The organism is Sinorhizobium garamanticum, from assembly GCF_029892065.1.
Taxonomy (GTDB): domain Bacteria; phylum Pseudomonadota; class Alphaproteobacteria; order Rhizobiales; family Rhizobiaceae; genus Sinorhizobium; species Sinorhizobium garamanticum.
Genome location: NZ_CP120373.1, coordinates 2581183 through 2606204 on the forward strand (window position 1 = coordinate 2581183; position 25022 = coordinate 2606204).

At 62.5% G+C, this 25022-nt stretch carries 21 protein-coding genes, 1 pseudogene and 1 riboswitch; of the genes and pseudogenes, 10 read left to right on the top strand and 12 right to left on the bottom strand.

Features of this window, described 5'->3' with window-relative positions; all coding sequences use genetic code 11:
* Positions 1–9 precede the first annotated feature (9 nt).
* Positions 10–855, top strand: coding sequence for a ferric iron reductase (locus PZN02_RS12020; protein ID WP_280658222.1), 846 nt, complete (start codon positions 10–12; stop codon positions 853–855).
* A gap of 88 nt (positions 856–943) precedes the next feature.
* Here PZN02_RS12020 and PZN02_RS12025 read toward each other — a convergent pair whose 3' ends face one another.
* From PZN02_RS12025 to PZN02_RS12035, 3 genes are all read right to left on the bottom strand, one after another.
* Positions 944–1732 (bottom strand): CbtA family protein, encoded by a 789-nt coding sequence (locus PZN02_RS12025; RefSeq protein ID WP_280658223.1) that lies wholly within the window; start codon positions 1730–1732, stop codon positions 944–946.
* Positions 1733–1967: 235 nt separating this feature from the next.
* On the bottom strand, positions 1968–2144 hold the full coding sequence (locus tag PZN02_RS12030) for a CbtB domain-containing protein (RefSeq protein WP_136506572.1): 177 nt from the start codon (positions 2142–2144) through the stop codon (positions 1968–1970).
* Between the two features lie 43 nt (positions 2145–2187).
* A riboswitch (cobalamin riboswitch) is annotated at positions 2188–2454 on the bottom strand.
* Entirely contained in the window at positions 2453–3145 is a 693-nt protein-coding gene (locus tag PZN02_RS12035) for a TetR/AcrR family transcriptional regulator (RefSeq protein WP_280658224.1), read from the bottom strand. Its footprint overlaps the riboswitch before it by 2 nt.
* Positions 3146–3266: 121 nt before the next feature.
* Here PZN02_RS12035 and PZN02_RS12040 point away from each other — a divergent pair, with 121 nt between their 5' ends.
* Positions 3267–3743: an anthrone oxygenase family protein gene (locus PZN02_RS12040; protein WP_280658225.1), complete on the top strand. Its 477-nt coding sequence runs from the start codon at positions 3267–3269 to the stop codon at positions 3741–3743.
* Positions 3744–3807: 64 nt separating this feature from the next.
* Here the strand turns inward: PZN02_RS12040 and PZN02_RS12045 are convergent, their stop codons facing one another.
* Entirely contained in the window at positions 3808–4599 is a 792-nt protein-coding gene (locus PZN02_RS12045; protein ID WP_280658226.1) for a crotonase/enoyl-CoA hydratase family protein, read from the bottom strand.
* A 79-nt stretch (positions 4600–4678) separates the two neighbouring features.
* Here PZN02_RS12045 and PZN02_RS12050 point away from each other — a divergent pair, with 79 nt between their 5' ends.
* Both PZN02_RS12050 and PZN02_RS12055 read left to right on the top strand, forming a co-directional pair.
* Positions 4679–5257: a TetR/AcrR family transcriptional regulator gene (locus tag PZN02_RS12050; RefSeq protein ID WP_280658227.1), complete on the top strand. Its 579-nt coding sequence runs from the start codon at positions 4679–4681 to the stop codon at positions 5255–5257.
* A gap of 27 nt (positions 5258–5284) precedes the next feature.
* Positions 5285–5665: a VOC family protein gene (locus PZN02_RS12055; RefSeq protein ID WP_280658228.1), complete on the top strand. Its 381-nt coding sequence runs from the start codon at positions 5285–5287 to the stop codon at positions 5663–5665.
* Positions 5666–5670: 5 nt separating this feature from the next.
* Here the strand turns inward: PZN02_RS12055 and PZN02_RS12060 are convergent, their stop codons facing one another.
* Entirely contained in the window at positions 5671–6954 is a 1284-nt protein-coding gene (locus tag PZN02_RS12060) for a cystathionine gamma-synthase family protein (RefSeq protein ID WP_280658229.1), read from the bottom strand.
* A gap of 227 nt (positions 6955–7181) precedes the next feature.
* Between PZN02_RS12060 and PZN02_RS12065 the strand changes: the two genes are divergently transcribed.
* Positions 7182–7640 carry an Lrp/AsnC family transcriptional regulator gene (locus PZN02_RS12065; protein WP_153440780.1) on the top strand — a complete coding sequence of 153 codons (459 nt, stop codon included), beginning with the start codon at positions 7182–7184 and terminating at the stop codon, positions 7638–7640.
* 117 nt (positions 7641–7757) lie between these two features.
* Complete coding sequence (locus PZN02_RS12070; RefSeq protein ID WP_280658230.1) at positions 7758–9443, top strand: alpha/beta hydrolase; 1686 nt, start codon at positions 7758–7760, stop codon at positions 9441–9443.
* A 19-nt stretch (positions 9444–9462) separates the two neighbouring features.
* Here PZN02_RS12070 and PZN02_RS12075 read toward each other — a convergent pair whose 3' ends face one another.
* On the bottom strand, positions 9463–10326 hold the full coding sequence (locus tag PZN02_RS12075; RefSeq protein ID WP_280658231.1) for a LysR family transcriptional regulator: 864 nt from the start codon (positions 10324–10326) through the stop codon (positions 9463–9465).
* Positions 10327–10452: 126 nt separating this feature from the next.
* Here PZN02_RS12075 and PZN02_RS12080 point away from each other — a divergent pair, with 126 nt between their 5' ends.
* The 3 genes from PZN02_RS12080 (at position 10453) to PZN02_RS12090 (ending at position 17040) form a co-directional block, all read left to right on the top strand.
* Positions 10453–12900: a GcvT family protein gene (locus PZN02_RS12080; RefSeq protein WP_280658232.1), complete on the top strand. Its 2448-nt coding sequence runs from the start codon at positions 10453–10455 to the stop codon at positions 12898–12900.
* On the top strand, positions 12897–15344 hold the full coding sequence (locus PZN02_RS12085; RefSeq protein ID WP_280658233.1) for a GcvT family protein: 2448 nt from the start codon (positions 12897–12899) through the stop codon (positions 15342–15344). The genes PZN02_RS12080 and PZN02_RS12085 overlap by 4 nt, the downstream gene beginning before the upstream one ends.
* 151 nt (positions 15345–15495) lie before the next feature.
* The gene (locus PZN02_RS12090) at positions 15496–17040 is read left to right on the top strand and encodes a trimethylamine methyltransferase family protein (protein ID WP_280661473.1); all 1545 of its coding nucleotides are present in this window, start codon (positions 15496–15498) and stop codon (positions 17038–17040) included.
* A 60-nt stretch (positions 17041–17100) separates the two neighbouring features.
* On the opposite strand, the gene PZN02_RS12095 is transcribed toward PZN02_RS12090, so the two are convergent.
* On the bottom strand, positions 17101–17544 hold the full coding sequence (locus tag PZN02_RS12095) for an Lrp/AsnC family transcriptional regulator (protein ID WP_234886967.1): 444 nt from the start codon (positions 17542–17544) through the stop codon (positions 17101–17103).
* Between the two features lie 114 nt (positions 17545–17658).
* On the opposite strand from PZN02_RS12095, the pseudogene PZN02_RS12100 reads away from it, so the two are divergent.
* Positions 17659–18242 (top strand): annotated as a pseudogene (locus tag PZN02_RS12100) (cysteine hydrolase family protein).
* Between the two features lie 93 nt (positions 18243–18335).
* On the opposite strand, the gene PZN02_RS12105 reads toward PZN02_RS12100, so the two are convergent.
* From PZN02_RS12105 to PZN02_RS12125, 5 genes are all read right to left on the bottom strand, one after another.
* A complete protein-coding gene (locus tag PZN02_RS12105) occupies positions 18336–18854 on the bottom strand; it encodes a hypothetical protein (RefSeq protein WP_280658234.1) in 519 nt (172 codons plus the stop codon).
* A 156-nt stretch (positions 18855–19010) separates the two neighbouring features.
* Entirely contained in the window at positions 19011–20093 is a 1083-nt protein-coding gene (locus tag PZN02_RS12110; protein ID WP_280661474.1) for an ABC transporter substrate-binding protein, read from the bottom strand.
* A gap of 57 nt (positions 20094–20150) precedes the next feature.
* The gene (fhuF, locus tag PZN02_RS12115) at positions 20151–20906 is read right to left on the bottom strand and encodes a siderophore-iron reductase FhuF (RefSeq protein ID WP_280658235.1); all 756 of its coding nucleotides are present in this window, start codon (positions 20904–20906) and stop codon (positions 20151–20153) included.
* Between the two features lie 5 nt (positions 20907–20911).
* Complete coding sequence (locus PZN02_RS12120) at positions 20912–23140, bottom strand: TonB-dependent siderophore receptor (RefSeq protein WP_280658236.1); 2229 nt, start codon at positions 23138–23140, stop codon at positions 20912–20914.
* A gap of 433 nt (positions 23141–23573) precedes the next feature.
* Positions 23574–25001: a gamma-aminobutyraldehyde dehydrogenase gene (locus PZN02_RS12125; protein ID WP_280658237.1), complete on the bottom strand. Its 1428-nt coding sequence runs from the start codon at positions 24999–25001 to the stop codon at positions 23574–23576.
* Positions 25002–25022: the final 21 nt, after the last annotated feature.

A 25022-nucleotide genomic window follows, 5' to 3' on the forward strand; every position in this document is an offset into this window, starting at 1 on the left:
GGAGGCGGGATGGAGAATGCGCGGGAGAAGGGAAACGCCGCGGGCGAGGGGGAACTGAGGGCCGCCGTCGCCTGGCTCGAGGCCGCGTTTCCCGAGGTTGCCTGCTCGCTGGCGCCGGTCGAGAACGTGCAGCTTCCATCGGCGTTCTGGGCCGAGGGGTCGCCCGACGTGGAGACTTGTCTTTCCTACCAGGAGCGCTTCGGCGCGGGGATGGACGACAAGGTGCGGGCGGCGCATCTCATTGCCTTTTATAGCCATCAACTCAGCCTCGCAGCCGCCGCCATCTATCTCTGCAGCGGTCGTGTTCCGGATGTTGCGGGGTTGCGCTTCGAGCAACACGCGCGTCCGCTCAAAGGAGGCGTCGTCGATGCCCGACGATTTCATTTCTACATGGGACTGAGGCAAGTCTCCGCAAGCGACCCCGAGGATGCCGACGCGCTTTTTCACGATCTCTTTGTTGCTCATCTGAAGCCGGTGATCGCACTCTTGAAGCGGCGCTGTGGCCTGTCGCTGCGCGCGCAATGGCGGCTCGCTGCCGACAGTGTCGCAGGCGCCTTTCTCGAAGTCGGACGGCGGCGCGGAACAGAGGCGGAGGCGATCGCGCAGGCGCTCGCGATCGTCAGGCGTTCGGGGTCGCCGCTCCATTCCGATGCGCTTTGCTACGAGATGATCGAAGTCGCCGCGGCGGGCGGGAAAAATCTTTCGCGGATCTACAGGATGCGCGGCGGGTGCTGCCTCTACTACCGCACGGACGGCGGCAGCTATTGCGACAGCTGCGTATTGCTCGAGCCTGATGCCCGACGCGAGCGATTGCGGGCGCATTTGTTGGAGGCTGCTCGCGATCAAATAGGGTGAGTGTTCGGGGCCCTTGTTCGCGGGACGTTCGCCTTCTCCCCGCGAGCGGGGAGAAAAGATTCGCGGCGGCGCCTTGATCCGGTCTCCGTTAGTGCGCGTTGACGAACCGGTCGTTGATGAAGCCGGAAATCACCCCGAGTACGAGCCAGAAGGCAAGGGTGGTCGCAAGCGCGGCGACGGCGAACTCCGCGCCAAGGACGGCGGGCACGTTGCTGGAGATGTCGAGCGGCTGCGGCGCGCCATAGATCTGCGGTGCGGCGATGAGCGCGAGACCCACGACCTTGGCGACCAGTTCGCGGCGCAGCGCCAGCAGATAGAGGCCAACTGCCGAAAGCAGCGCGGTCGCAGCCCACCAGACCTGGCGGTCGCCGAGTTCGGCCGCCGGGAAGCCCGGCAGCTCGGGAGGGAGCCCGATCGCTGGCAGCAAGTGGACGGCAAGCCATCCGAAGGCGCCCCAGAGCGCCCCGTTCGCGAGCGTGATCGGATAGCCGATCACGAGGCTGACGCCGGCAAGCAGCAGCGAAAATCCGGCGCCTGTCACGAGATTGGCGAGAAGCGTGCCGGAGAAGCGGCTCAGGCCGAACATGATGCCGCCTTCCTCGTGCTCGCCCTCATGCTCATGTGCATAGGCCGGCGTGACCGGCGAGAGCGCGGAAAGCGCCGCGCCAAGCGGCGAAGCGCCGATCAGCGACGAATGCTGGTCGTGGCCAACGGCTGCGGGCTCCTGCGTTGCCGGCTGATCCGCCGCCGGCGCTTCGCCCTCATATTTCTCGGCGTGCAGGATCAACGGCACGACGCGCATTTCCTGTGCGGCGGTCATGAAGACGCCGGCAATCAGCCCGGCCACGATGGCGGCCAGAAGTGTCTTGACGATCATTGTCGGTTTTCCTCAATCCGGCGTGCGGCTGCTCGGGAGCGCGGCGCGTCATTCAAGACGCGCGAACGCTGCGCAAGGGCCTCAGCCGGCGCCATTTCCGGTTTCCGTGGATGCAAAACGCCGGCGGAGCACGCCGGAGCGCATGCCAAACGGCAACTCCGCCCGCGTGCTATCCGCCGGAGGAACGATCCGCTTTTGTTCGAGATGGAACGCCAGGTGCGTTCCATGGCATCGATCAGTGGCAGGGGAAGCCGTAGGAATGGCGGGTGTCGTGCGCCGTATCGTGCAGAACGGCCGAATTCGCGAGGCCGGCACCGAAGACGAGGAAGGCGCCGATCAACAGGGCGGAGATGCCCGCGACCAGGCGATCGTTAAGGGAGAGCGAAATGCTCGAAGCTGTAGACGTAGCCATGACAACCTCCGTGATGGCGTTGGGACGTTTCCCGGGTTGGGCACTATGCCCGCATCGCTTGGCAGGTTTCCTGGCTCACGGCGTCAGGTGGTCTTCACCAAGGATTTGCCTCGCCTTCCCAGGATCGAACCGCCCTCTCGCGGTCTTTCCCAGTGGCTTCTTCCGGATCGCTCCGGAACAGCAAATTCACGCCGCTCTACAGTCGCGGGGTCGGCCGTGATTGAGATGCCCAGTTTGGGTCCATCCGTCACGTTCCCGTTTACTCCCGGAACGCGTTCGTTTTCCGGGAACCAATCGATCCCCGATGATTAGGGTCGGCCTCGGGCGATGTCAATTGAACTTGCGGCTTCTGACGTTGCATCCGCGACAAATTCACGAAGGATCATGTGCTTAAAGGCGGCGACGATGCGGTCGCCCTCCGGCCTGTCGACCGAGACTGCGAGCCGCATCGTGCATTCGCCAAGATGCATGATGAGGAAGGCGGCATCGTCGATCCTTTGGCGCGGCGTTTCCGGCTGAACCCTTGCCCAGGTTTCGGCAAGCAAGCGTCCATTGGCCCGGCTTTCGGCGAGTTCGATCTTGCGCAGGGTTCTGTCCGCCTGCATCGCCGACCAGACGTCGCGCATCACCGGCTCGGCGAGAAACATGTCGTAGTAAGTGTCGAAGAGCGCCGAAAAGGCGCTGCGCAACTCGGCGAGGGTAGTGACTTTAGCGAACTCGCTCGCGATGCAGTCCCGGCTGGCGGCATTGTAGCGTTCGGCAAGGGTGCGCACGATCGCCGCCTTGTCGGGAAAGTACTGATAGAGCGAACCGATGGAAATACCGGCCGTCTCCGCGACCTCGCTCATGCGCATGGCGTCGCTGCCTTTTTCCTCGATCAGCCCGGTGGCGCAGGAAAGGATGTGCTCGACGCGCTCGCGGCTGCGCTTCTGGCTCGGCGTGCGGCGCAGGCTTGGTTGCCCTTCCGTTGGCCCGACGGCCGGAGTTTGCTTGTCAATCATGAGTATCACTCACATTTTGCTTGACTCGCAAAATACGAGGATTTATCACATTTGCAAATATGAGGTTTACTCATATTTTATCCAGCAGTTCCGGCTGCAGCCGATACTGGAGTGTTGTGCGATGGTTGCCCTGATACCCGCTCTGGCTTTCGCCGCTATCATCGGATCCGGCCTGATGGCCGGCCTGTTCTTCATCTTCTCGGTGTGCATCATGCAGGCCCTGTCGCGGTTGCCGCCCGAGCAAGGGATTGCCGCGATGAACGCCATCAATGAGGTGATCCAGAATCCGCTCTTTCTCACCGCCTTCATGGGAACGGCGCTTCTGGGGCTGATTCTCGTCGGCGCTGCCTTCTTTTCTGGAGGGCAGGGCAGCTGGTTGCTTGCGGCCGGCGGCCTTGCCTATGTAGTCGGAACGCTGCTGGTGACGATGGTCTTCAATGTGCCGTTGAACGATGCGCTTGCGGCGGCTTCGGGTGAGGCAGCCCGCGAGATCTGGCAGAAGCAATACCTGACCGATTGGGTCTGGTGGAATCACGTCCGGACCGTCACCTCGATTGGAGCGCTGGCGCTCTTCGTGCTCGGCTTCGCGCGGAGCTAGATCGGCTCCGATTTAGGGAAGCATGCGGTAGCCCGCCAGCCGTAGGGCCGGTCTCTCCAAGGCGTCAGCGTCCGGTGTAATGCGCCTCGCGCCGTTCTTTCCAGGCTAGAAGTCCCTCGGCGAGATCATGGCTTGGCACCATGTGCGCGAATTGTTCGCTTTCGTTCAGCAGGCCTTCGCCGATCGTCATGTTGAGACCGCGCGTGACCGCGGTGATGATCGCGGCGGCCGCAAGGGGCGAGTGTCGCGTGATGCGGAGAGCCAGGGCGCGGGCGGAAGCGATGAGGTCGTCGTGCGGCACGATCTTGTTGACGAGTCCCAGCTCGAGCGCTTGGCTCGCGGAAAATTCGTCTCCTGTGAGAAGCAGTTCGAGCGCGCGCTTGCGGCCGGCGAGGCGCGGTAGGCGCTGGGTGCCGCCGAAGGTCGGCGGCATGGCAAGCTTGATCTCCGGCTTGGCAAAGCGCGCCCGGTCGCTGGCGATCGCGAGATGCACGGCTTCGGTGATCTCGCAGCCGCCGCCATAGGCAAGGCCGTTGACGGCCGCGATGACCGGCTTCGGAAAGGCTTCCAGCCGAGCGGTGAGCCTTTGTCCGCGCCGCACGAAATCGCGGACGGCTGCATTTGCCCCCTGCGCTACGCTTCTGGAAAACTCGCGAATGTCGCCGCCGGCCGAAAAGGCGCGTTCTCCGGCGCCAGTGAGGATGACCACCTGGACGGTGTCGTCCACTTCGATCAGGTCGAGGAGGGAAAGAAGCCGATCAATCATTTCGTAGCTCAACGCGTTCAGCTTTTCCGGCCGGTTGAGGGTGAGCAGCGCGACGCCGTCGGCAGCATCGAAAAGGACTGTGTCGGACATGGCGATCTCCGTGGTGTTGACGAGAGGAGGCTAGGCGAGCGATAAGCAAAAGTATATTCACTAGTCGGTATACATGACCATGGCAGCTGCTTCCTCCACCCGCGACCGTATCGTTTCTGCCGCAGCCAAGCTTTTCTATGCGGAGGGCATACGCGCCGTCAGCGTCGACGCAGTGGCGGAAGCGGCCGGCGTCACGAAGCGCACGCTCTACTATCATTTCGACAGCAAGGACGATCTGATCGCCGCCTATCTCGATGGCCGCGACCAGCCGAACCTCAAGCTCTTCCAGAAATGGTTTGCCGAGACGGAGGGCGATGTGACGGCGAAGGTGGAGGGCATCTTTCGCAATCTCGCCCGCGCCGCCCGACACCCGAAATGGAAGGGCTGCGGCTTTCTGCGCACGTCCGCCGAACTCGCGAATATGCCGGGGCATCCTGCGATGCGCATCGGGGCAGCGCATAAGAAGAAATTCGAGAACTGGCTACGGCAGAGCCTCGAAGAGGAGGGGATCGATGGCGCAGACGTGCTTGTGCGTCAGGTTCGGCTGCTCCTCGACGGAAGCTTCGCCGTCGTTTTGCTCCATCGTGATCCGAGCTATATGGAGACGGCGGGAATGGCGGCGGCATCGCTGATCAGAAGCGCGCTGTCCAACCGGTGACGAAATGCTGGCCAAATGGAGGAGAGCATGACAGTCCGACGCATCGTGCCCAATCTTCAGACGTCCGATCCGCCGCGTGCGCGCGCCTTTTATGCCGACCTGCTCGGCCTCGAGGTGGTGATGGATCACGGCTGGATCCTTACCTTCGCGGCGAAGGGAGGCTCAGCTATGCCCCAGGTGAGCTTCGCCATCGAGGGTGGATCGGGAACGCCGGTACCGGCGCTCTCGATCGAAGTGGATGACGTAGATGAGATCTATCGACGCGCGAAGCACGCCGGTACGGAAATCGTCTACGATATCACTGATGAGCCTTGGGGCGTGCGCCGATTCTTTCTACGCGACCCGTTCGGCAACATCGTCAATATCCTGTCGCATTCAGCGGAGCTCAAATCGCGCCCGCCTGGATAAAGCGCTCACACGGTCGTCAATGCATTCGCGACGTCTGCGACGAGATCGTCCGGATGCTCGATGCCGATCGACAGGCGAATCGTGGATTCTAGTACGCCGATCCGCTGGCGCACCTCGATCGGCACGCCCGAATGCGTCATCGCGGCCGGATGGCTCGCAAGCGACTCCGTGCCGCCGAGGCTGACGGCCAGCTTGAAGATCTGCAGCGCGTTCAGGAAGCGGAAGGCGGCGTCCTGCCCGCCGGCGATGTCGAAGGAGAAGGTCGAACCGGCGCCGGTCGACTGGGCGGCGAAAACGCGCCCAACGGGTGAGGCCTCGTCGTGGAAGGGGAGGTAATGGATCCGTTCAACCTTCGGATGGTCACGCAGGAACTCGGCGACGATGCGGGCATTCTCGTTCGCCTTGTGCATGCGGACGGCCAGCGTTTCCAGCGAGCGGCCGAGCATCCAGCAGGAGTGCGGATCAAGCTGTGTGCCGATCGCACCGCGCAGCGCCTTGATCTGCTTTATGATCACCTTCGGGCCAAGCACCGCACCGGCGATAAGGTCGGAATGGCCCCCGATATATTTGGTCAGCGAATAAAGGGAGACGTCGGCGCCGTGGTCGATCGGATGCTGGAAGACCGGGCCGAGCAGCGTGTTATCGCAAACGACGATCGGACGGTGCCCCTGTCTTTCGCCGATCATGTCGGCAACGCGGCGTATTAAGGCGATATCGACGAGGCTATTGGTCGGGTTGGCGGGCGTCTCGATGAGGATGACGGCGACGCGTCCCTTTGTCATCGCCTCTTCCGCCGCTTTCCTGACGGCCGCGTCGTCGACCCCGTCGGCGAAACCGACTGCCGAGACGTTGAGATTGAGGAAGGTTTTGGCGAGCAGCGTTTCGGTGCCGCCGTAAAGTGGTTGCGAATGCAGGATGGAGTCTCCCGGGCGCACGAAGGCGAGCAGCGTCGTCGCGATTGCCGCCATGCCGGAGGAAAAGACGGCGCCGCTTTCGGCCCGCTCAAAGACAGTCAGCCGGTCCTCGACGATTTCGCTGTTCGGATGGTTGAAGCGCGAATAGACGAGCCCAGCCCCAACGCCCGCCGGCGGTTCGCGCCGCCCCGAAACGAAGTCGAAGAAGTCGCGGCCTTCCTCGGCCGAGCGGAAAACGAAAGTCGAAGTCAGGAAGACTGGCGGCTTGACCGCGCCCTCCGAAAGTTCCGGATCGTAACCATAATTCAGCATGAGGGTTTCAGGGTGCAGCTTGTGGTTGCCGATGTGGGTCTTGGAAGGATGGGGCGCGGTCATGGCTTCTCTCCTCGAACGAAACGGACTCGACTACAGCGCCGCGCGTCTGTCAGACGCGCAAAGGACGCTGTAGCACTTTGAACTGCTGCATGTTTTGTCCTTAAATCGACTACGATCTGAGGAAACATGCAGTAACAGCCAAATTATATCAGACGCTTGGACGGATCCTTGCTATTTGCGATCACTTCGCTTTGATGGGCGCAAATATTTGCCGGAACCGAAGAGATATGACGCAGAAAATTGCCGATGAAATGGATCGCCGGATTTTGAAGGAATTGCTGGCCGACGCCAGGATCACCAACAACGAACTCGCCGAGCGGGTCGGGCTGTCGGCATCGCCCTGCCTCAGGCGTCTGCGGCGGCTGGAGGAAAGCGGCGTCATCCGCGGTTACACAGCGCTCGTCGACCCGGCGATCGAAGGCTGGACGATGACGGCGATCGCGACCGTTCGGCTCAGCCGCCAGCACGAGGACGAAATCGTGATGTTCGAGGAGGCGATCCGCGGCTGGGACGAGGTGCTTGAATGCCACCTCGTCACCGGCTCACGCGATTATGTGCTGAAAGTCATGAGTGCCGGGCTCGAACAGTATGAGCGCTTCATCAAGGAAAAGATCGCCCGGCTGAAATGCGTCGCCTCGATCGAGACGAGTTTTGTGATGAACACGATCAAGGAGCGGCGCATTTAGGCTGCATCGCGCTGGCCGCAACAATTGACTGCGAGAGAGTGCGAGGCGACATTGCTCCCTGCGCGTATCGCTCGCGCCGGACATTCCGGTGATAGTGCCTCTAGAGTGGAGGGCCGCATGGAACACCTTCTACGGACGGACATGTCGAGGCCGCGGCCCTCAAGCGATCCTGCAAGCTTCTGGGATTCGTTTTCTGCGACCGGGCTGCTCGTCGGCGTGCTGTTCTTCGCCGTTTCGCTGACGCCGAGCCTCATTCCGCGGCCCTACCTGATCCAGGGAGCGATATCCGGCTTCTCGCTCGCTGCCGGTTATGCGATCGGCGTGTTCCTGCGCTGGCTCTGGTCCTTCTTCGAACTTCCAGACGCGTCTCCGCGACGCCAACGCACACTGAAAATCGTGGCGGGGCTGGTCTGCGGCGCGGCAGTCGCGGTGTTCCTGTGGCAGACCGCGGGATGGCAGAACACCGTCCGAAACATCATGGGGCTCGAACCGATCGAATCAGCGGAACCCCTGAAGCTCGGTCTCATCGCCGCGTCGGTCTTCGTTGTGCTCGTCTTTCTGGCGCGGCTGTTCCGGCTGACATTCCATTTTCTCTCGCGCATGCTGGAGCGCCTTGTGACCCGCCCCATCGCGAGGGCGATCGGCGGGCTTGCGGCGATCGCACTCTTCTGGTCCGTGGCCGATGGCTTGATCTTCAAGTTCGCATTGCGTGCCGCCGATAGTTCGTTCCAGACGCTCGATGCCTATATCGATGCCGAGGTCCCACCACCGTCGGATCCGACGAAGACGGGCAGCGCCGCATCGCTGGTCAACTGGGATGAGCTTGGGCGGCAGGGCCGGCAGTTTATCGCCTCCGGCCCGACGGCTGCCGAAATCGGTGCCTTCTCCGGCGGTCAGGCGAAGGCCCCCGTAAGGGTCTATGTGGGGCTGAATTCTGCCGAGACCGCGAGAGAGCGGGCGAAACTCGCCCTCGAAGAGCTAAAGCGCGCCGGCGGTTTCGAACGCAAGTCGCTGATCGTCGTCGTTCCAACTGGCACGGGCTGGATCGATCCGGCAGCACTCGATACCGTCGAATACCTGTTGCACGGCGATGTCGCGAGCATCGCGGTGCAATATTCCTATCTCACAAGCTGGCTGTCGCTGCTGGTGGAGCCGGGTTACGGCGCCGACGCCGCCAATGCGCTGTTCGACGAGGTGTATGGCTACTGGAGGACGCTGCCGAAGGATAGCCGTCCGAGGCTCTATCTCCATGGCTTGAGTCTTGGGGCGATGAACTCGCAAGGCTCGGTCGATCTCTTCGACGTCGTGAGCGATCCTTTCCAAGGCGCGCTCTGGAGCGGACCGCCCTTTCCGAGCGGGTTGTGGCAGTCGGTGACGGCGGATCGCGATCCTGCGTCCCCGGCCTGGCTGCCGCGCTACCGGGACAGTTCGATCATCCGCTTCACGAACCAGCAGAATGCGCTCGATGTTCCGGGCGCGCGCTGGGGCGCGATGCGGATCGTCTATCTGCAATATGCGAGCGATCCGGTGACTTTTTTCGATCCCCATTCCTTCTACCGCGAGCCGCAATGGATGGAGGCGCCGCGGGGGCCGGATGTCTCGCCGGCGCTAAGCTGGTTTCCGGTCGTCACCGGGCTGCAGCTTCTTGCCGACATGGCTTTGGCGACGACGTCGCCAATGGGTTACGGCCATGTCTATGCGCCGGAGCACTATATCGATGCCTGGATGGCGGTGGTCGATCCGCCGGCGGTCACGCCAGAGGACGTCACGCGGTTGAAAACGCATTTCAAGGGCAAGTTCTGACGATATGCCTTCGTATTGCCTATACCTGCGCCTGCATTGACGAGACTAGCAACTCCATCGCCCCAATGATCTTGCGGTGTTGGTGCGCGTGGCGCGTGCGGAGGCTGGTCGCCGCGTAGACGGCCTGCGGGATGACGGGCGCGTCGGCGACCGTTGCGGCGACGCCATCTTCGGAAAGTCGCTCGGCGGTGGCCTTTGTCACATAGGCCGCCCCGCCGAGGGCGCGAAGCAAGCCGGTGATCGCCATGTTCTGGCCGGCGGCGAGCGGTGCGGCGGAGAGATGCGGCAGGGCGAGACGATGGGCGCGGTCGAAGACCGGCGAATAGCTGGAGCGGATATATGTCTCCGGCTTAACGCCGGCTATGTCGCGGGCTTGTGTGCTGACCAGTATGTAATGCAGTTCGCCGATCCGTTCGTAGTGAAGATCGGGCAGATAGTGGGGCGTGTATAGGATCGCCAGGTCAAGCTCCCCGGCCGCGAGATCGCGATTCATCTGGTTGGAATAATCCGCCTCCATGTAAATCTCGGTCTGCGGCAACTCGCGGCGGATGGCGGCCAGCCAGTTGCCGGCAAGGGTCTCGGCGAGATCGTGCTGGATCCCAAGCCGCATCGAGCGTTCGAAGGCGCCGGCACTCGCGACCGCGCGCGTCGCTTCGTGCCATTGATTTTGAAGCGCTTTCGCGTAGTCGAGAAAGCGCAGGCCTGAAGCGGTCGGCACCGTGCCGCCCTTGCTGCGGGTGAAGAGCTTGCGGTTGAACTGCGCCTCCAGCGCCTTCACACGATGAGAAACGGTCGACTGTGTGATGTTCAGCCGCTCGGCCGTGCGGTTGAAGCTCCGCGTTTCCATCAGGTCTAGAAATGTCTCAATCAGTTCAACTTGCATCTTTGCTACACGCCGCCTCCAAAACGCGGTAAGCCTAATCGAAGTTTTCGATCAATAAAACCTCGTTCCGCTGCTTGATGGCCTTACGTTCCTCGTCAAATATCCCCTCAAAAGAGGGAACTGCGCATGTCGAATTTGCCATCTCACGCGCGTGTCGTGATCATCGGCGGGGGAGCTGTTGGCGCCTCCTCGCTCTATCATCTTGCCAAGGCCGGCTGGACCGATTGCGTACTTCTGGAAAAGAACGAATTGACGGCGGGCTCGACCTGGCATGCGGCCGGCAATGTGCCGACTTTCTCCTCGTCCTGGTCGATCATGAACATGCAGCGCTACTCGGCCTCGCTCTATCGCGAACTGGGGGCGCTGGTCGACTACCCGATGAACTATCACATCACCGGATCGATCCGCCTCGGCCATTCGAAGGAGCGCCTGCAGGAATTCAAGCGCGTCGTCGGCATGGGGCGCTACCAGGGCATGGACCTCGACATCCTGACTCCGGACGAGATGCGCAGCCGCTACCCCTTCCTCGAAACCCACGAACTGACCGGCGCGCTCTACGACCCCTATGACGGCGATATCGACCCGGCGCAGCTCACCCAGGCGCTCGCCAAGGGCGCGCGCGACTTGGGCGCGAAGATCATACGCTTCTGTCCCGTCACCGGGGCACGACGCGAAAACGATGAATGGGTGATCTCCACGCCGCAGGGCGAAATCCGCTGCGAATATGTCGTCAACGCCGCCGGCTACTACGCTCGCGAAGTCGGCAAGATGTTCGGCCGCGACGTGCCGATGATGGTGATGAGCCATCAATATATTCTCTTCGACGAGATCCCGGAGCTCGCCGCCTGGTCGAAGGAGGCGGGACACAAGCTGCCACTGCTCCGCGATGTCGATTCCTCCTATTATCTCCGGCAGGAGAAATACGGCATGAATCTCGGCCCCTATGAGCGCAATTGCCGCGCTCATTGGGTAACGCCTGATGATCCGATGCCGGAGGACTTCTCCTTCCAGCTCTTCCCCGACGATCTGGAAAGATTGGAATGGTATCTGAACGATGCGGTCGAGCGTGTGCCGATCCTCGGCACGGCCGGTCTTTCGCGCGTGATCAACGGCCCGATCCCTTATGCGCCCGACGGCAACCCGCTGATCGGGCCGATGCCCGGCGTGCCGAACGCCTTCGAGGCCTGCGTGTTCACCTTCGGCATCTGCCAGGCCGGCGGCGCCGGCAAGGTGCTCGCCGAATGGGTGACCGAAGGCCAGACGGAATGGGACATGTGGTCCTGTGATCCGCGCCGCTACACCGACTATACCGACCAGGACTATTGCATCGCCAAGGGCATGGAAATCTACGGCCACGAATATGCGATGCATTTTCCGAAACAATACTGGCCGGCCGGCCGCGGCAAAAAACTCTCGCCGATCCACGACCGTATCGCTGCGCTCGGCGCGCAGTTCAAGCCTTATAACGGCTGGGAGCGTGCCATGTGGTACGCGAAGCCCGGCGACGACACGTCCGAGCAAGCGACGCAGACCTGGGGTCGCGAAGGGCCGTGGGCAAAACGCATCGAGGAGGAATGCCTGGCTGTGCGCGACGCCGCCGGCATCCTCGACCTGCCGGGCTTCTCGCGCTTCCGCATCAAGGGCGAGGGGGCACGGCAGTGGCTGACCTGGCTCATCACCGGCCGCGTGCCGAAGCCAGGACGCATCGGGCTTGCCTATTTCGCTGACGACAAGGGGCGCATCGTCACCGAAATGTCGGTGATGGCGATCGAGGAGGACTTCTTCTTCCTGATCACGGCGGCGACGGCGCAATGGCATGATTTCGAATGGCTGCAGAAGCACCGCCCGGTCGACGCGGCCTTCACGCTTGAGGACGTGACGGCGAATTTTTCCTGCCAGATTCTGACCGGGCCGAAGTCGCGTGCGATCCTGGCAGAAGTCTCGGAGGCCGACCTTTCGAAAGGCTGGCTCACCCATCAGACGGCGCAAATCGCCGGCCGTTACTGCCAGCTCGTGCGTGTCTCCTTTGCCGGCGAGCTCGGCTGGGAAATCCACACGAAGGTGGGCGACACGGCGGCGATCTTCGATACGGTGTGGGCGGCCGGCCAGAAACACGGCCTCAAACCCTTCGGCATGGAGGCGCTCGACAGTCTGCGGATTGAGAAGGGCTACCGCGCCTGGAAGGGTGATTTGTCTACCGACTACACGGTCCTGCAGGGCGGGCTGGAGCGCTTCGTGGATTGGTCGAAGCCGGCCTTCAAGGGCAAGGCGGCGCTGGAACGCGAGAAGCAGCAGGGTGCCAGCAAGCGCTTCGTCACCCTGACGGTCGAGGCCGGCGAATGCGACGCGCCTTACATGTCGACGCTCTGGTCGAACGGCGAGGTCGTCGGCGAAACGACCTCCGGAAACTGGGGCTATCGCGTCGGCAAGTCGATCGCGCTCGGCATGCTGCGCGCGGATCTTGCCGTGCCTGGTCAGGAAATCGAGGTCGAGATTTTCGGCGACCGCTTCAAGGCGGTCGTTCAGCCGGACCAGCCGCTCTGGGATCCCTCGAATGAAAGACTGAGAGCATGACGAAGCCCATTCCTGCAAAAGCCCGTGCCGTCATCATCGGCGGCGGCGTTTCCGGTTGCTCGGTCGCCTATCACCTGTCGAAGCTCGGCTGGACGGACGTGGTGCTGCTCGAGCGCAAGCAACTGACGTCCGGCACGACCTGGCATGCGGCCGGGCTGATCGGCCAGCTTCGTGCTTCGCAGAACATGACGCGGCTCGCCAAATATTCGGCCGACCTCTACGTCAAGCTCGAAGCTGAAACCGGCATCGCCACGGGAATGCGACAGAACGGTTCGATCACCGTTGCCCTGACGGAAGAGCGCAAGGAAGAAATCTATCGCCAGGCCTCGCTCGCCCGCGCCTTCAATGTCGATGTCCGCGAAATCACGCCGGACGAGGTGAAGGCGATGTATCCGCATCTCAACACTTCCGACGTCAAGGCGGCGGTGCATCTGCCGCTCGACGGCCAGTGCGATCCGGCCAATATCGCCATGGCGCTTGCCAAGGGCGCGCGGCAAAACGGCGCGACCATCATCGAGGGCGTGAAGGTCACGTCGGTTCTGAAAAAGGACGGCCGGGTGGCCGGGGTCACCTGTGAGCAGAACGGCGAGAGCTTCACCATCGAGACGGAGAATGTCGTCAACTGCGCCGGCATGTGGGGCAGGGAGTTCGCGCGCCAGTCGGGCGTGACCGTGCCGCTGCACGCCTGCGAGCATTTCTACATCGTCACCGAGGCGATTCCGGGCCTCACCCGTCTCCCGGTTTTGCGCGTGCCGGACGAGTGCACCTATTACAAGGAAGACGCCGGCAAGATGCTCGTCGGCGCCTTCGAGCTCAAGGCCAAGCCCTGGGGCATGGATGGCATCCGCGAGGACTTCTGCTTCGATCAGTTGCCAGAGGACTTCGACCATTTCGCGCCGATCCTCGAAATGGCGGTCAACCGCATGCCGATGCTGGAAACGGCCGGCATCCACACCTTCTTCAACGGACCGGAAAGCTTTACGCCGGACGACCGCTACTATCTCGGCGAGGCGCCGGAAGTGAAAGGCTACTGGGTCGCCGCCGGCTACAACTCGATCGGCATCGTTTCGTCCGGCGGCGCCGGCATGGCGCTGGCGCAATGGATGAACGACGGCGAGCCGCCCTTCGACCTCTGGGAAGTGGATATCCGCCGGGCGCAGCCGTTCCAGCGGAACCGCAGCTATCTCAAGGAGCGCGTGTCGGAAACGCTCGGTTTGCTTTACGCGGACCACTTCCCCTATCGTCAGATGGCGACGGCGCGCGGCGTCCGCCGTTCACCACTGCATGAGCATCTGAAGGCCCGCGGCGCCGTCTTCGGCGAAGTGGCGGGCTGGGAGCGTGCCAACTGGTTCGCCAACGAGGGACAGGAACGCGAATACCGCTACTCGTGGAAGCGTCAGAACTGGTTCGAGAACCAGAGGGCGGAGCATCTCTCTGTTCGCAATGGCGTCGGTCTCTTCGACATGACGTCCTTCGGCAAGATCCGCGTCGAGGGCCGGGATGCGCTTTCGTTCCTGCAGCGGCTCTGCGCCAACGAGATGAATGTTGAGCCGGGTCGGATCGTCTACACGCAGATGCTGAATGCGCGCGGCGGCATCGAGAGCGACCTGACCGTCACCCGCCTTTCGGAAGCCGCCTTTTTCCTCGTGGTGCCTGGCGCAACGCTGCAGCGCGATCTTGCTTGGCTGCGCAAGCATGTTCGTGACGAGTTCGTGGTGATCACCGATGTCACCGCCGCCGAAAGCGTACTTTGCGTGATGGGCCCGAAGGCGCGCGAGCTTATGCGGAAAGTGAGCCCGAACGACTTTTCCAATCAGGCGCATCCGTTCGGCACCGCGCACGAAATCGAGATCGGCATGGGGCTCGCCCGTGCCCACCGCGTCACTTATGTCGGCGAGCTCGGCTGGGAGCTTTACGTCTCGACCGATCAGGCGGCGCATGTGTTCGAGACGCTGGAGGCGGCGGGGACGGACGTCGGGCTCAAGCTCTGCGGCCTTCATACGCTCGACAGTTGCCGGATCGAAAAGGCTTTCCGCCATTTCGGCCACGACATTACCGACGAGGACCATGTGCTCGAAGCGGGACTAGGCTTCGCGGTTAAGCCCGATAAGGGCGATTTCATCGGCCGGGAAGCGGTACTTGCCAAGGAGAACAAGGGGCTGTTGCGACGGCTGGTGCAGTTCCGGCTTAGCGACCCGGAGCCGCTGCTCTTCCACAACGAAGCGATCGTCCGCGACGGCGAGATCGTCGGCACGATCACGTCCGGCAATTACGGCCATCATCTCGGCGGTGCGATCGGGCTTGGCTATGTGCCCTGTCGGGGCGAGAGCGTCGCGGATGTGCTGGCGTCGAATTACGAGATCGAGATTGCCGGAGCGCGAGTCAAGGCGGAGGCTTCGCTGAAGCCGATGTATGACCCGAAGGCGGAGCGGGTACGGGCCTGAAATGACTGCCCCTCATCCGCCTGCCGTCACCTTCTCCCCGCCGTGACGGGGAGAAGGGACAAGCCGCGACGCCTCAGTCCCCTCTCCCCGCGTGCGGGGAGAGGGCTAGGGTGAGGGGCAAAGAGTTACAGCGCCATTGGGAGATCGAATGATGGCTGAGGAATGCGCAGTTGCGGTTTCGAGACGGTCCGGGGGACGGGCGGCGCGCGTGGCGCTTCGCTCCGCACCGCTTGCGGAAAACATCCGGCCGGTGCGCCCCGGTCTTCCCGGCGGCCAGTACAAGCCGCTCACTGAGGCGAATGTCCGGCGCATCCATGAAGCCGCGCTCGATGCGTTGGAGCAGATCGGCCTTGCCAATGCGCCGAAATCCGGCATCGAGATCATGACGGGTGCCGGCGTCATCCTCGGCGATGACGGCCGTCTCCGCTTTCCCCGCGCGCTGGTCGAGGACATGCTCGCCATTGCCGCCCGCGACATCACGCTTCATGCCCGCGATCCGAAGCAGGATCTGGAGCTCAGCGGTACCCGCGTCTATTACGGCACCGCCGGCGCGGCGGTGCATGTCGTCGATGTCGAGAAGCGGGAATACCGCGAGTCGACCGCCAAGGACCTTCTGAACGCCGCTCAGCTCGTTCACCACCTCGACAATGTCCATTTCTTCCAGCGGGCGATGGTGTGCCGGGATATTCCCGACAATTTCCTGATGGACGTCAACACGCTCTATGCCTGTTGCGCCGGAACGACGAAACATGTCGGCACCAGCTTTTCCGATCCGTCGCACGTGGAAGGCTGTTTCGACCTTATCCACATGATTGCCGGCGGCGAGGACAAGTGGCGGGCGCGGCCCTTCGTTTCCAATTCCAACTGCTTCGTCGTGCCGCCGATGAAGTTTGCAGAAGAGAGCTGCATCACCATGGAGAAGTGCATCCGTGGCGGCATGCCGATCCTTCTGCTGTCGGCCGGGCAGGCGGGCGCGACCGCGCCGGCGCCGCTTGCAACCGCGATCGTGCAGGCGGTCGCCGAGTGCTTGGCAGGTGTCGTCTATGTCAACGCCATGTCCCCGGGCCACCCGGCCGTCTTCGGCACCTGGCCTTTTGTCTCTGACTTGAGGACCGGGGCGATGTCCGGCGGCTCCGGCGAACAGGCGCTGCTGACGGCCGGCTGCGCGCAAATGCACCAGTTCTATCGCCTGCCGGGCGGGGCCGCTGCCGGGATCGCGGACGCGAAACTGCCGGACATGCAGGCCGGCTGGGAACAGGCGATCTCCAACGTCATGGCGGGGCTTTCCGGCCTCAACATGGTCTATGAGGCGGTCGGCATGCATGGCTCGCTCCTCGGCTTCTGCCTGGAGTCGCTGGTGCTCGGCGACGACATGCTCGGGCAGGTGCAGCGCTGCATCCGCGGCATCGACGTGACCGAGGATTCGGTCTCGCTCGAAACCATGCGCTCCGTCTGCCTCGACGGTCCCGGCCACTATCTCGGACACCCGCAGACGCTTGGTCTCATGCAAACGGAATACATCTATCCGGCGGTCGCCGATCGCACGAGCCCGAAGGAATGGGTGGAGATCGGCCGTCCGGATCTCGTCGCGCGCGCGATCGAAAGGAAGAACCGTATTCTTGCGGAGGCGGCACCTTCGGTGATCGCACCGGAAATTGACCGGGCGATCCGCGAAAAATTCAGGATCTATTGCTGACGACCGCAATGTTTCGCATCTGAGTTGAAGGCGGATCCTCCAAGGCATCCGTCTGCGCGGTCAGCTCCGGCGGTCGAAATGCGTCCTGAGCGTCACATGCGTCTGGACGGTGGCAACACCTGGGATCGTGGCGATCTGCCGCCGGATCGTGTCGAGGTCGCCGTTGGAATCGCATTCGACGAGCAGCATCAGATCCGTTGCGCCCGCCAGCGACCAGCAACTGACGACATGCGGCATGCCGGAAAGGTGCGGCACGACATGGTCGCAATTCTTGCCGGGCTGGAAGGCCACGGCGACAAGCGCGCGCACGACCGGCGATTTGTCCTCCTGACCGAGGCGGATCGTGTAGCCCGCAACCACACCCTTCGCTTCGAGCCGCCGCAGCCGCTCATGCGTGGCGCTGCGGGAGAGGCCGGCATGGCGTGCAAGCGCCACAAGACTCTGGCGCGAGTCCTTGCGCAGAGCGGCAATCAAAAGCCGGTCCTTTTCATCGAGTTCGGTCAAATCGTCGTCCCCTGCCGGCGCTGCCGGACGAATGTCCGGACCGGGCAACATCATGCTCAGTGAAACCGGACGATAGGGCAGTTACCGTTCACGAACAACGAAGGAGCCTTGTTCATGAACAGCTTGAAATTGCCCGACAATGCCGTCCTGATACCGATCGATATGCAGCAGGCCTTTGATGCGGCGCCGTGGCCGCCGCGCTGGAACGATCGCGTCGATGAGAACGGCCTCGCGCTTCTCGCAGCCTGGCGTTCCGCCAAGCGGCCGATCATCCATGTGCGGCACGACAGTGTCGGGGAAGGGTCGACGCTGCGTCCGGACCGGCAGGGTAACGCGTTCCGTCCCGGTTTCGAGCCGCAAGGCGACGAGCCGTTGGTCACCAAGAGCGTGAACGCTGCCTTCATCGGCACCGACCTCGACTTGCGACTCCGGCGTCTCGGTGCCGATACTGTTGTGCTCATCGGCATCTCCACCGACATGTGCGTTTCGACATCTGTGCGGGTGGGAGCGAATATCGGCTATCGCGTGATCCTCGTCGAGGATGCCTGCGACTGCTTCGATCTGGCGGACGGAGCGGGGGTGTGGTTCCGGCGCGGGATATCCATCGCGCGCATGTCGCGACGCTGAGGGCGGAATTCGCTTCGGTCGTGACGACGAGCGAACTACTTGTAGCGCTAAGCGGCGCGGCCGCTGCATGACTACGGCTCCGAGAGGCTGTGGTGGACCGCTTCATGGCTACCACTCTTCCGGCAATTCCGGACGGATACCACTGCACGATCTTTATGGAATTGCTAACGCGTCGCTGCGCCTCTCACTTGGCTCACCTCGTAGGTCCATTTCGGCGCGGTCGGCGGTTCTCCCTCGCGGAACGGAAAGGTGAGGAACGTCTCGAACGGGCGGCTCTGGCCGCCCGGCACGCGAACGAGAATGAGCGCCGTATCGTCGCCGATCCGCTCGCAAGTGCCGCCGGGGCAGTCTTCGAGCGTGACGGTCAACCGGAAATATTCGAGCGAGAGAGCGGAGCGGTTGTGAGCGGTGCCGCGGACGCGGTAGCTCCGCTTGGACTGGTTGCGCTCGAAGGTCATGCCCTCAAGCGCGATGTCCTCGGTCGCGAGGCCGGCAGGGCGACTTGGCTCGGGTACGGGCGCTTGCTGATTGCCGCGTTCACTCAGCCAGATCACGAAGGCGACGGTCAGGCCGAGGGCGACGGCAATCGACAGGACCAGTTCGGCCCGATTGCGAAAGCGGCTGTACCGGGCCGCGAGATAGACGATCGCCACCGCGACCAGCAGGACAATCAACCACAGCATGAAGTTCCTCCTCGCGGCACCTTATATGGGGTCGAGAGCACCTGGCAATTGCCGCACGCGCGCGTCCGCTTGAAGGAAGTGAATTCGAATAAGATGCTTGGAATCAATGCGCTAGCTGCCCGTAGCATGCGCGCTCTTTCGCCTGCGCCAGTCGCGCTATTTCCCGGTCTTCAGGCTGATCCAGTAACTGCCCTCGAAGGGAACGACCGCGAAGCGCGTGTTGATTTCCGCAAGGCTCGCCGCTGGATCGACATCCGGAAAAAGGTCCGGGCGCAGCCAGGAGGCGAAGGCTTCCGCCGCGAGGATGTTCAGCGGCACCGCATTGAAGAAATTCCAGAGCCCATGGACGCGTCCGTTGCGCACCGCGGCAATGCTTGTCATCACCGGCGTCGTGACCGCTTCTGCCAGGGTCCGCTCCGCGTCCTCCGCCGTCACGCCGGGCCCGATGGAGAAGCCGCTGTATTTTCCGCCCGGTGAGGAGGTGGCGATGTAGACGTCGGGATTTTCGGCCATGATCGCCTCCGCGTTGACCATCCCGCCGGGGCGCGGCAGCTTTCCTTCGACGATGTTGCGGCTGCCGGTGATGCTGACGAATTCGCCAAGGCCGCCGACACCATAGGCCCAGCAACAGGCGGCTGCGCCGGGGAACGCTTCCATGAGCACCGTCGGTCCCGGCTCGGGGTGCTTCGCAACCCGCTCGCGGATGCGGGTGAGGCGCTCTTCATAGAAGCGGGCGAAATCGTCGGCCTGCTTCTCTCGCTCGAAGATCTTGCCGAGCAGGCGCATGTTGCCAGCGGTGTTCTTCAAGGGATCGCCGTTGAAGTCGACGACGACGACCGGCACGCCGACATTTTCGAGATAGTCGATCGCGCGCTTACCCGGCTCCGTATCTGCCTGCCAATTGGCAAGGATCGCGAGATCGGCCTTGAGGGTCAGGAGCGCCTCGAAAGACAGGCCGGCTCCGCTGCCGTCGTCGATCAGCGGCACATCGGCAAGTTTTGGAAACTTGCGGACGAAGCTTTCGTAGATTTCCGGATTGTCGTTCTTCATGTCACCCGACCAGCCGGCCAGCAGGCTTACGGGATCCGGGTGGATGAGCGAAAGGGCGACAAGATTGAAGCCGCTGCCGAGCAGGACGGCCTTGGGTGGGGCCGGAATCGTCACTTGCCTGCCAAGCGCATCGGTGACGGTCATGGGCCATTGCGTCTCCGCACGGGCGGCGAGGCAGAACAGTGTCATCGACAGAAGCGCGATGACTCGGATGATGGTTACAAGACCGAGACTGGGGCGAGACAATTATTGTTTCCTTTGGCTGGGAAGGGCGCAAAGACTGCCGCAACTCGGGATGCCGGGGAGAAGGTATCGCAGGCAGCAGATCTTGCGTCGGCAGACGCGATCACCGTCCTCTTCCTCGTGGCGAAGGCAATCGAAGAAGGGGTTCGGCGCGCCGTTGGGCAACAGGCGACAGCCGACCATGGCATCGGCCTGATCGCTCAAGGGTTCGATTCCGGCCGTGCGAAGCGCATAGTCGATATAGACGGCCGCGTTGTTCCAGGCGAGCTTGGGCGAGATCCCGCCGACAGCCTTTAGGTGACCGACGACCTTGGCGAGATGCTCTTCCATCAGCGGTGCGAGGACGGAAAAAACCTCCTGCTCGCCGCCCGCCTGCCAGTCGCCGGGCGTCGTGACGCCGAAGGCGCGAGGGAGACCATCGGCCGAAAGGGCCACGGTCATCTCGTCGAATGCGACGGGCAGCGCCTGGTGGTCCAGGACCCGGGCGACAACATAGGGGATGGTAAGACAGGAGAAATAATAGAGCGACCACATGGACGCGACAGCACGCCGGTCGCTACCATTCGAAGTTTCGGCATAGGTCGAAAGCGCCCGTTCAAAGGCGCCCGAGGCGAAGAACGTGGCGAGCGGGATGCCGTCGGAGAGGTCTTCCGCCAGCATCATCTTCTCGTTGCACCAGGCATGCGGACCGGCGAAGGCCGCCGACAGGAGCTTTACTCCGCCGGCTGCCGTGATGCTTTCAGGTCCGGCCGTTGTCATGGGCTCTACCAGTTATAGCGGAGCGAGCCGATCACCGTGCGGCCCTGGTCGCGGTAGCAGTAGCCTGACGTGCAGGTGATGTCGCGGCGGTCGAAGAGGTTGGTCGCGTTCACCTGCAGGCGAAGACCGTCATATTTCTTGTCGATTGCAGCGAAATCGTAATGGACCGAGGCGTCGAAAAGCACGCGTGCATCGTTCTTAAGCGTGTTGTAGTCGTCGCCATAGCTTGAGCCGATGTAACGGGCGCCAAAGCCGAAGCCCAGACCCTCGGCGGTGCTGTCCTCGGGCATCGTGTAGTCCGCCCAGATCGAGGCGAGATGGAAGGGTGTGCTGGAAACATGGTTCCCGACGGTTCCGGCAGGGCCTTCTAGGATTTTCACATTGGTGTAGCTGTAGGCAGCGGTCAGCGACAGGCCATTGTCGAGGCTCGTCGTGGCCTCCAGTTCCAGGCCGCGCGAACGCAGCTTACCGCGCTGGACCTGAGTGTTCTTGGTGCCAATGACTTCCCAGAACACGCCGTTCTCCTGGTCGATGTTGAAGAGCGCCGCAGTCAGCAGCACGTTGTAGTCGGACAGCAGGTACTTGACGCCAATTTCTTGCTGCGTGCTTTCGGTCGGCTTGAACGGTTGGTTCGTCTCCCCGTTGATGCCGACATTGGGCGAGAAGGCGGTCGAGTAGCTTGCGTAGGGGGTGAGCCCGAAATCGGTCTCGTAGGTTAGGCCGATGCGGCCGGAGAATGCCTTGTCACTCTGCGAGACGTTTGTGGTGGTGTCCGTGGTCAGGTCCGTCATGCTGCTGTCAGTCCAAACCCAATCGTAACGGCCACCGACCGTCAGCGTCCAGGCGTCGTAGCGAATCTGATCCTGCAGATATGTGCCGAGCTGCCATTGGTCCTGCTTGTCACTGGAGGTGAACGCAGGCGTTGCGATCGGCGCCCCAAAGTTCGGGTCGGCAAGTAAAATGGGGGCGATCTCGGCTTCGCCACCAAGTGCCTTGTAGCGGATTTTCGCAACGTCGATGCCGGCAAGCAGTGTGTGGTCGAATATGCCGGTCGCGAAGTTCGATTCCAACTGGTTATCAACGACCAGCGACGTGAGGCGTTCGTCGAACACCCCGGCCATACGACCGATGCGACTCGGATCGAGAATATCGTCGTAGGGATTGTCCGGATCGAGTGGATCGACGATGAATGGGCCGTACCCGTAGACGTATTGCGCATCGATATTTAGCGTCGAAAGACGAAGGTTTTGGCGGAAGGTTAGTGCGTCGTTAAAACTGTGCTCGAACTCGTAGCCGACGCGAGCTTGGTTCTGAACCGAATCGTTGAAGGCCGGATCGCCCAGGAAGATATCGGTGACGGAGCCGAAGCCCCCGTAGTAGAAATCATTGTAATTGGCGGCGGTACCGCCGGTCTTGGTACGGGAATATTCGCCGAGGATGGTCAGCTTCGTATCCTCGTCCGGCTTCCAGGTGAAGGCCGGGGCGATATAGGCGCGGTCGTCCGGCACACCGATCTGTTCGGTATTTGAATCGCGAAGAAGTCCAGTGAGGCGATAGTAAACCGGATCCGTTTCATTGATCGGGCCGGAAAAGTCAAACTGCCCTTGGTAGCGGTCGTGGGTGCCCACCTGAACCTGCACCTCACGAAGCGTGTCTTCGGTAGGCCGTTTGGTGATGAGGTTGTAAAGACCTCCGGCGCCGGTCGCGCCATAGAGTGCCGAGGAGGGGCCGCGCAAAATCGAAACGCCCTCAAGCCCATATGGCTCGTTCTTGAAGAGCGAGGAACCGGCGGCCGGCTGGCGAAGATTGTCACGGAAGACGCCGGTATAAGTGACGTCGAAGCCGCGAACATAGAAGGAGTCGAAACGCGGATCGAAGCCGTAGCCGTTCACCCAGGTGCCCGGCGTATAGGCGAGCGTTTCGAGCAGCGTCTGCGGGTTGCGGTCCTTCAGCTGCTGTTCCGTTACCGACGAGATCGACTGCGGCGTTTCAAGAAAGGGCGTGTCGACCTTGGCTCCAGTCGCACTGCTGATGCCGACAAAGCCTTGCGCCGTGATCACGCCGCCGCTGCCGCCGTTGACGACCAGCGTTTCGAGTGCAGTCGAATCGCCACTGGACGCAGTGTCCTCCTGCTGTGCTTCCTGCGCCTGCGCGGTGGCGACGAGAGCGAGGGCGGATGTGCCGGCGAGGGCGGCGCGAATGAGCGGCAGCAGAAGGCTTCTGGTGGCGGGCATGCTATGCAACTTTCTGATCGATAAGCGAAATTTATAAGATGAGCTAATCACTCATGTTTTTTGCTCGCGCAAGAGATTTTTTATGACTCAAAGAGTCATGTTTTCGGATTTGTGGGAAATCCGCAACAGGCCGGTCCGCGCGAATAGGGGCGATGGCCGGCTGGCGGCACTCGGAAGATGTTGCTGAACTGTTGGCAGGAGGGGCCAAAAGGCAGTGCTCCTTCAACCTATTTTCAGACGGTCGAAGGGCAGACAAACAATACTCGCTCCTCATTCCGTCTGTCGGCCGTCTCCCCATAGGCGGCGCGAAAGGAGACGCGCGGCGACGGCCGAGTCCGTCACCGGTTTGTAGAGATGGGATGTGGGAGATCCCGGCTAACCCCTCCCCGCGACCGGGGAAGGGTGGCAGCGGGATAAGGGCTATCTCTGCCGATCAGCCATGATTGATCATGATGTGGCGAACGGCGGTGTAGTCCTCGAGCGCATAGACTGACATGTCCTTGCCGTAGCCGGACTGCTTGACGCCGCCATGCGGCATCTCGTTGGTCAGCATGAAATGCGTGTTGATCCAGGTGCAGCCGTATTGCAGGCGGGAGGCCGCCCGCATCGCCTTGGTGATGTCCTTCGTCCAGACGGAGGAGGCGAGGCCGTAGTCGCTGTCGTTCGCCCAGGCGACGGCATCGTCGCTGCTGGTGAAGCGGGTGACGGAAACGACCGGCCCGAACACTTCGCGGCGTACGATTTCGTCCTCCTGCGTGGCGCCGGCGACGACAGTCGGCTTGAAGAAGAAGCCGTCCTTGCTGCCCGCGGCGCCACCGGTGGTGATCTCGATGTGCTTCTGGTCCGCCGCCCGTTCGACGAAGCTCGCGACCCGGTCGCGCTGCCGCTTGGAGATCAGCGGGCCGATCTCGTTTTCGGTATCGTCATCAAGGTTGTAGCGGATCGTCGAGACGGCGGATGTCAGATCGGCAACGAGCTTCTCGTAGATGCCGGCCTCCGCATAGATGCGGCAGGCGGCGGTGCAATCCTGGCCGGCATTGTAGTAGCCGAAGGTGCGGATGCCGTTCACAACAGCGTCCAGATCGGCATCGTCATAGATGATGACCGGCGCCTTGCCGCCTAGCTCGAGATGGGTGCGCTTGACGGTCTTGGCCGCAGCGGCGAGCACCTTCTTGCCGGTCGCGATGTCGCCAGTGATCGAGACCATCGAGATCTTCGGATGGTTGATGAGCGTATTGCCGACCGTTTCTCCGCGGCCGGTGACAACGTTGACCACGCCTTCGGGCAGAATGTCCGCGAGTAGCCGCGCGAGCTTCAGCGCCGTTAGCGGCGTCTGTTCGGAAGGCTTGAAGACCACCGTGTTGCCGCCGCCGATGGCGGGCGCCAGCTTCCAGGCCATCATCATCAGCGGGTAGTTCCACGGTGCGATCGAGCCGACGATGCCGATCGGGTCGCGGCGGATCATCGAGGTATGCCCCGGCAGATATTCACCCGCAGTCGGCGCATGCAGGTTGCGCACGGCACCGGCGAAGAAGCGCCAGCAGTCGATGATCGCCGGCAATTCGTCGTTCTTCACGGCGTTGATCGGCTTGCCGCAGTTCAGCGCTTCCAGCGCCGCGAATCCATCGGCGTTCTTCTCTATGGCGTCGGCGATCTTCAGGAGATAGTTAGAGCGCTCGGCGGGCGTCGTTTGCGACCAGGCGACGAAGGCGCGCTCGGCCGCGTCGACGGCGACGTCGATCTGCGCATGGGAAGCCTCCGCGACGTCGATGATCTTGGCGCCCGTCCTCGGGTTCAGGATGTGCTCCTCGACCTCGGCGCCGGCTTCGAAGCGCGATCCGATCAAGAGTTGGGTGTCCATGTCTGTTCTCCCTTTACGTTC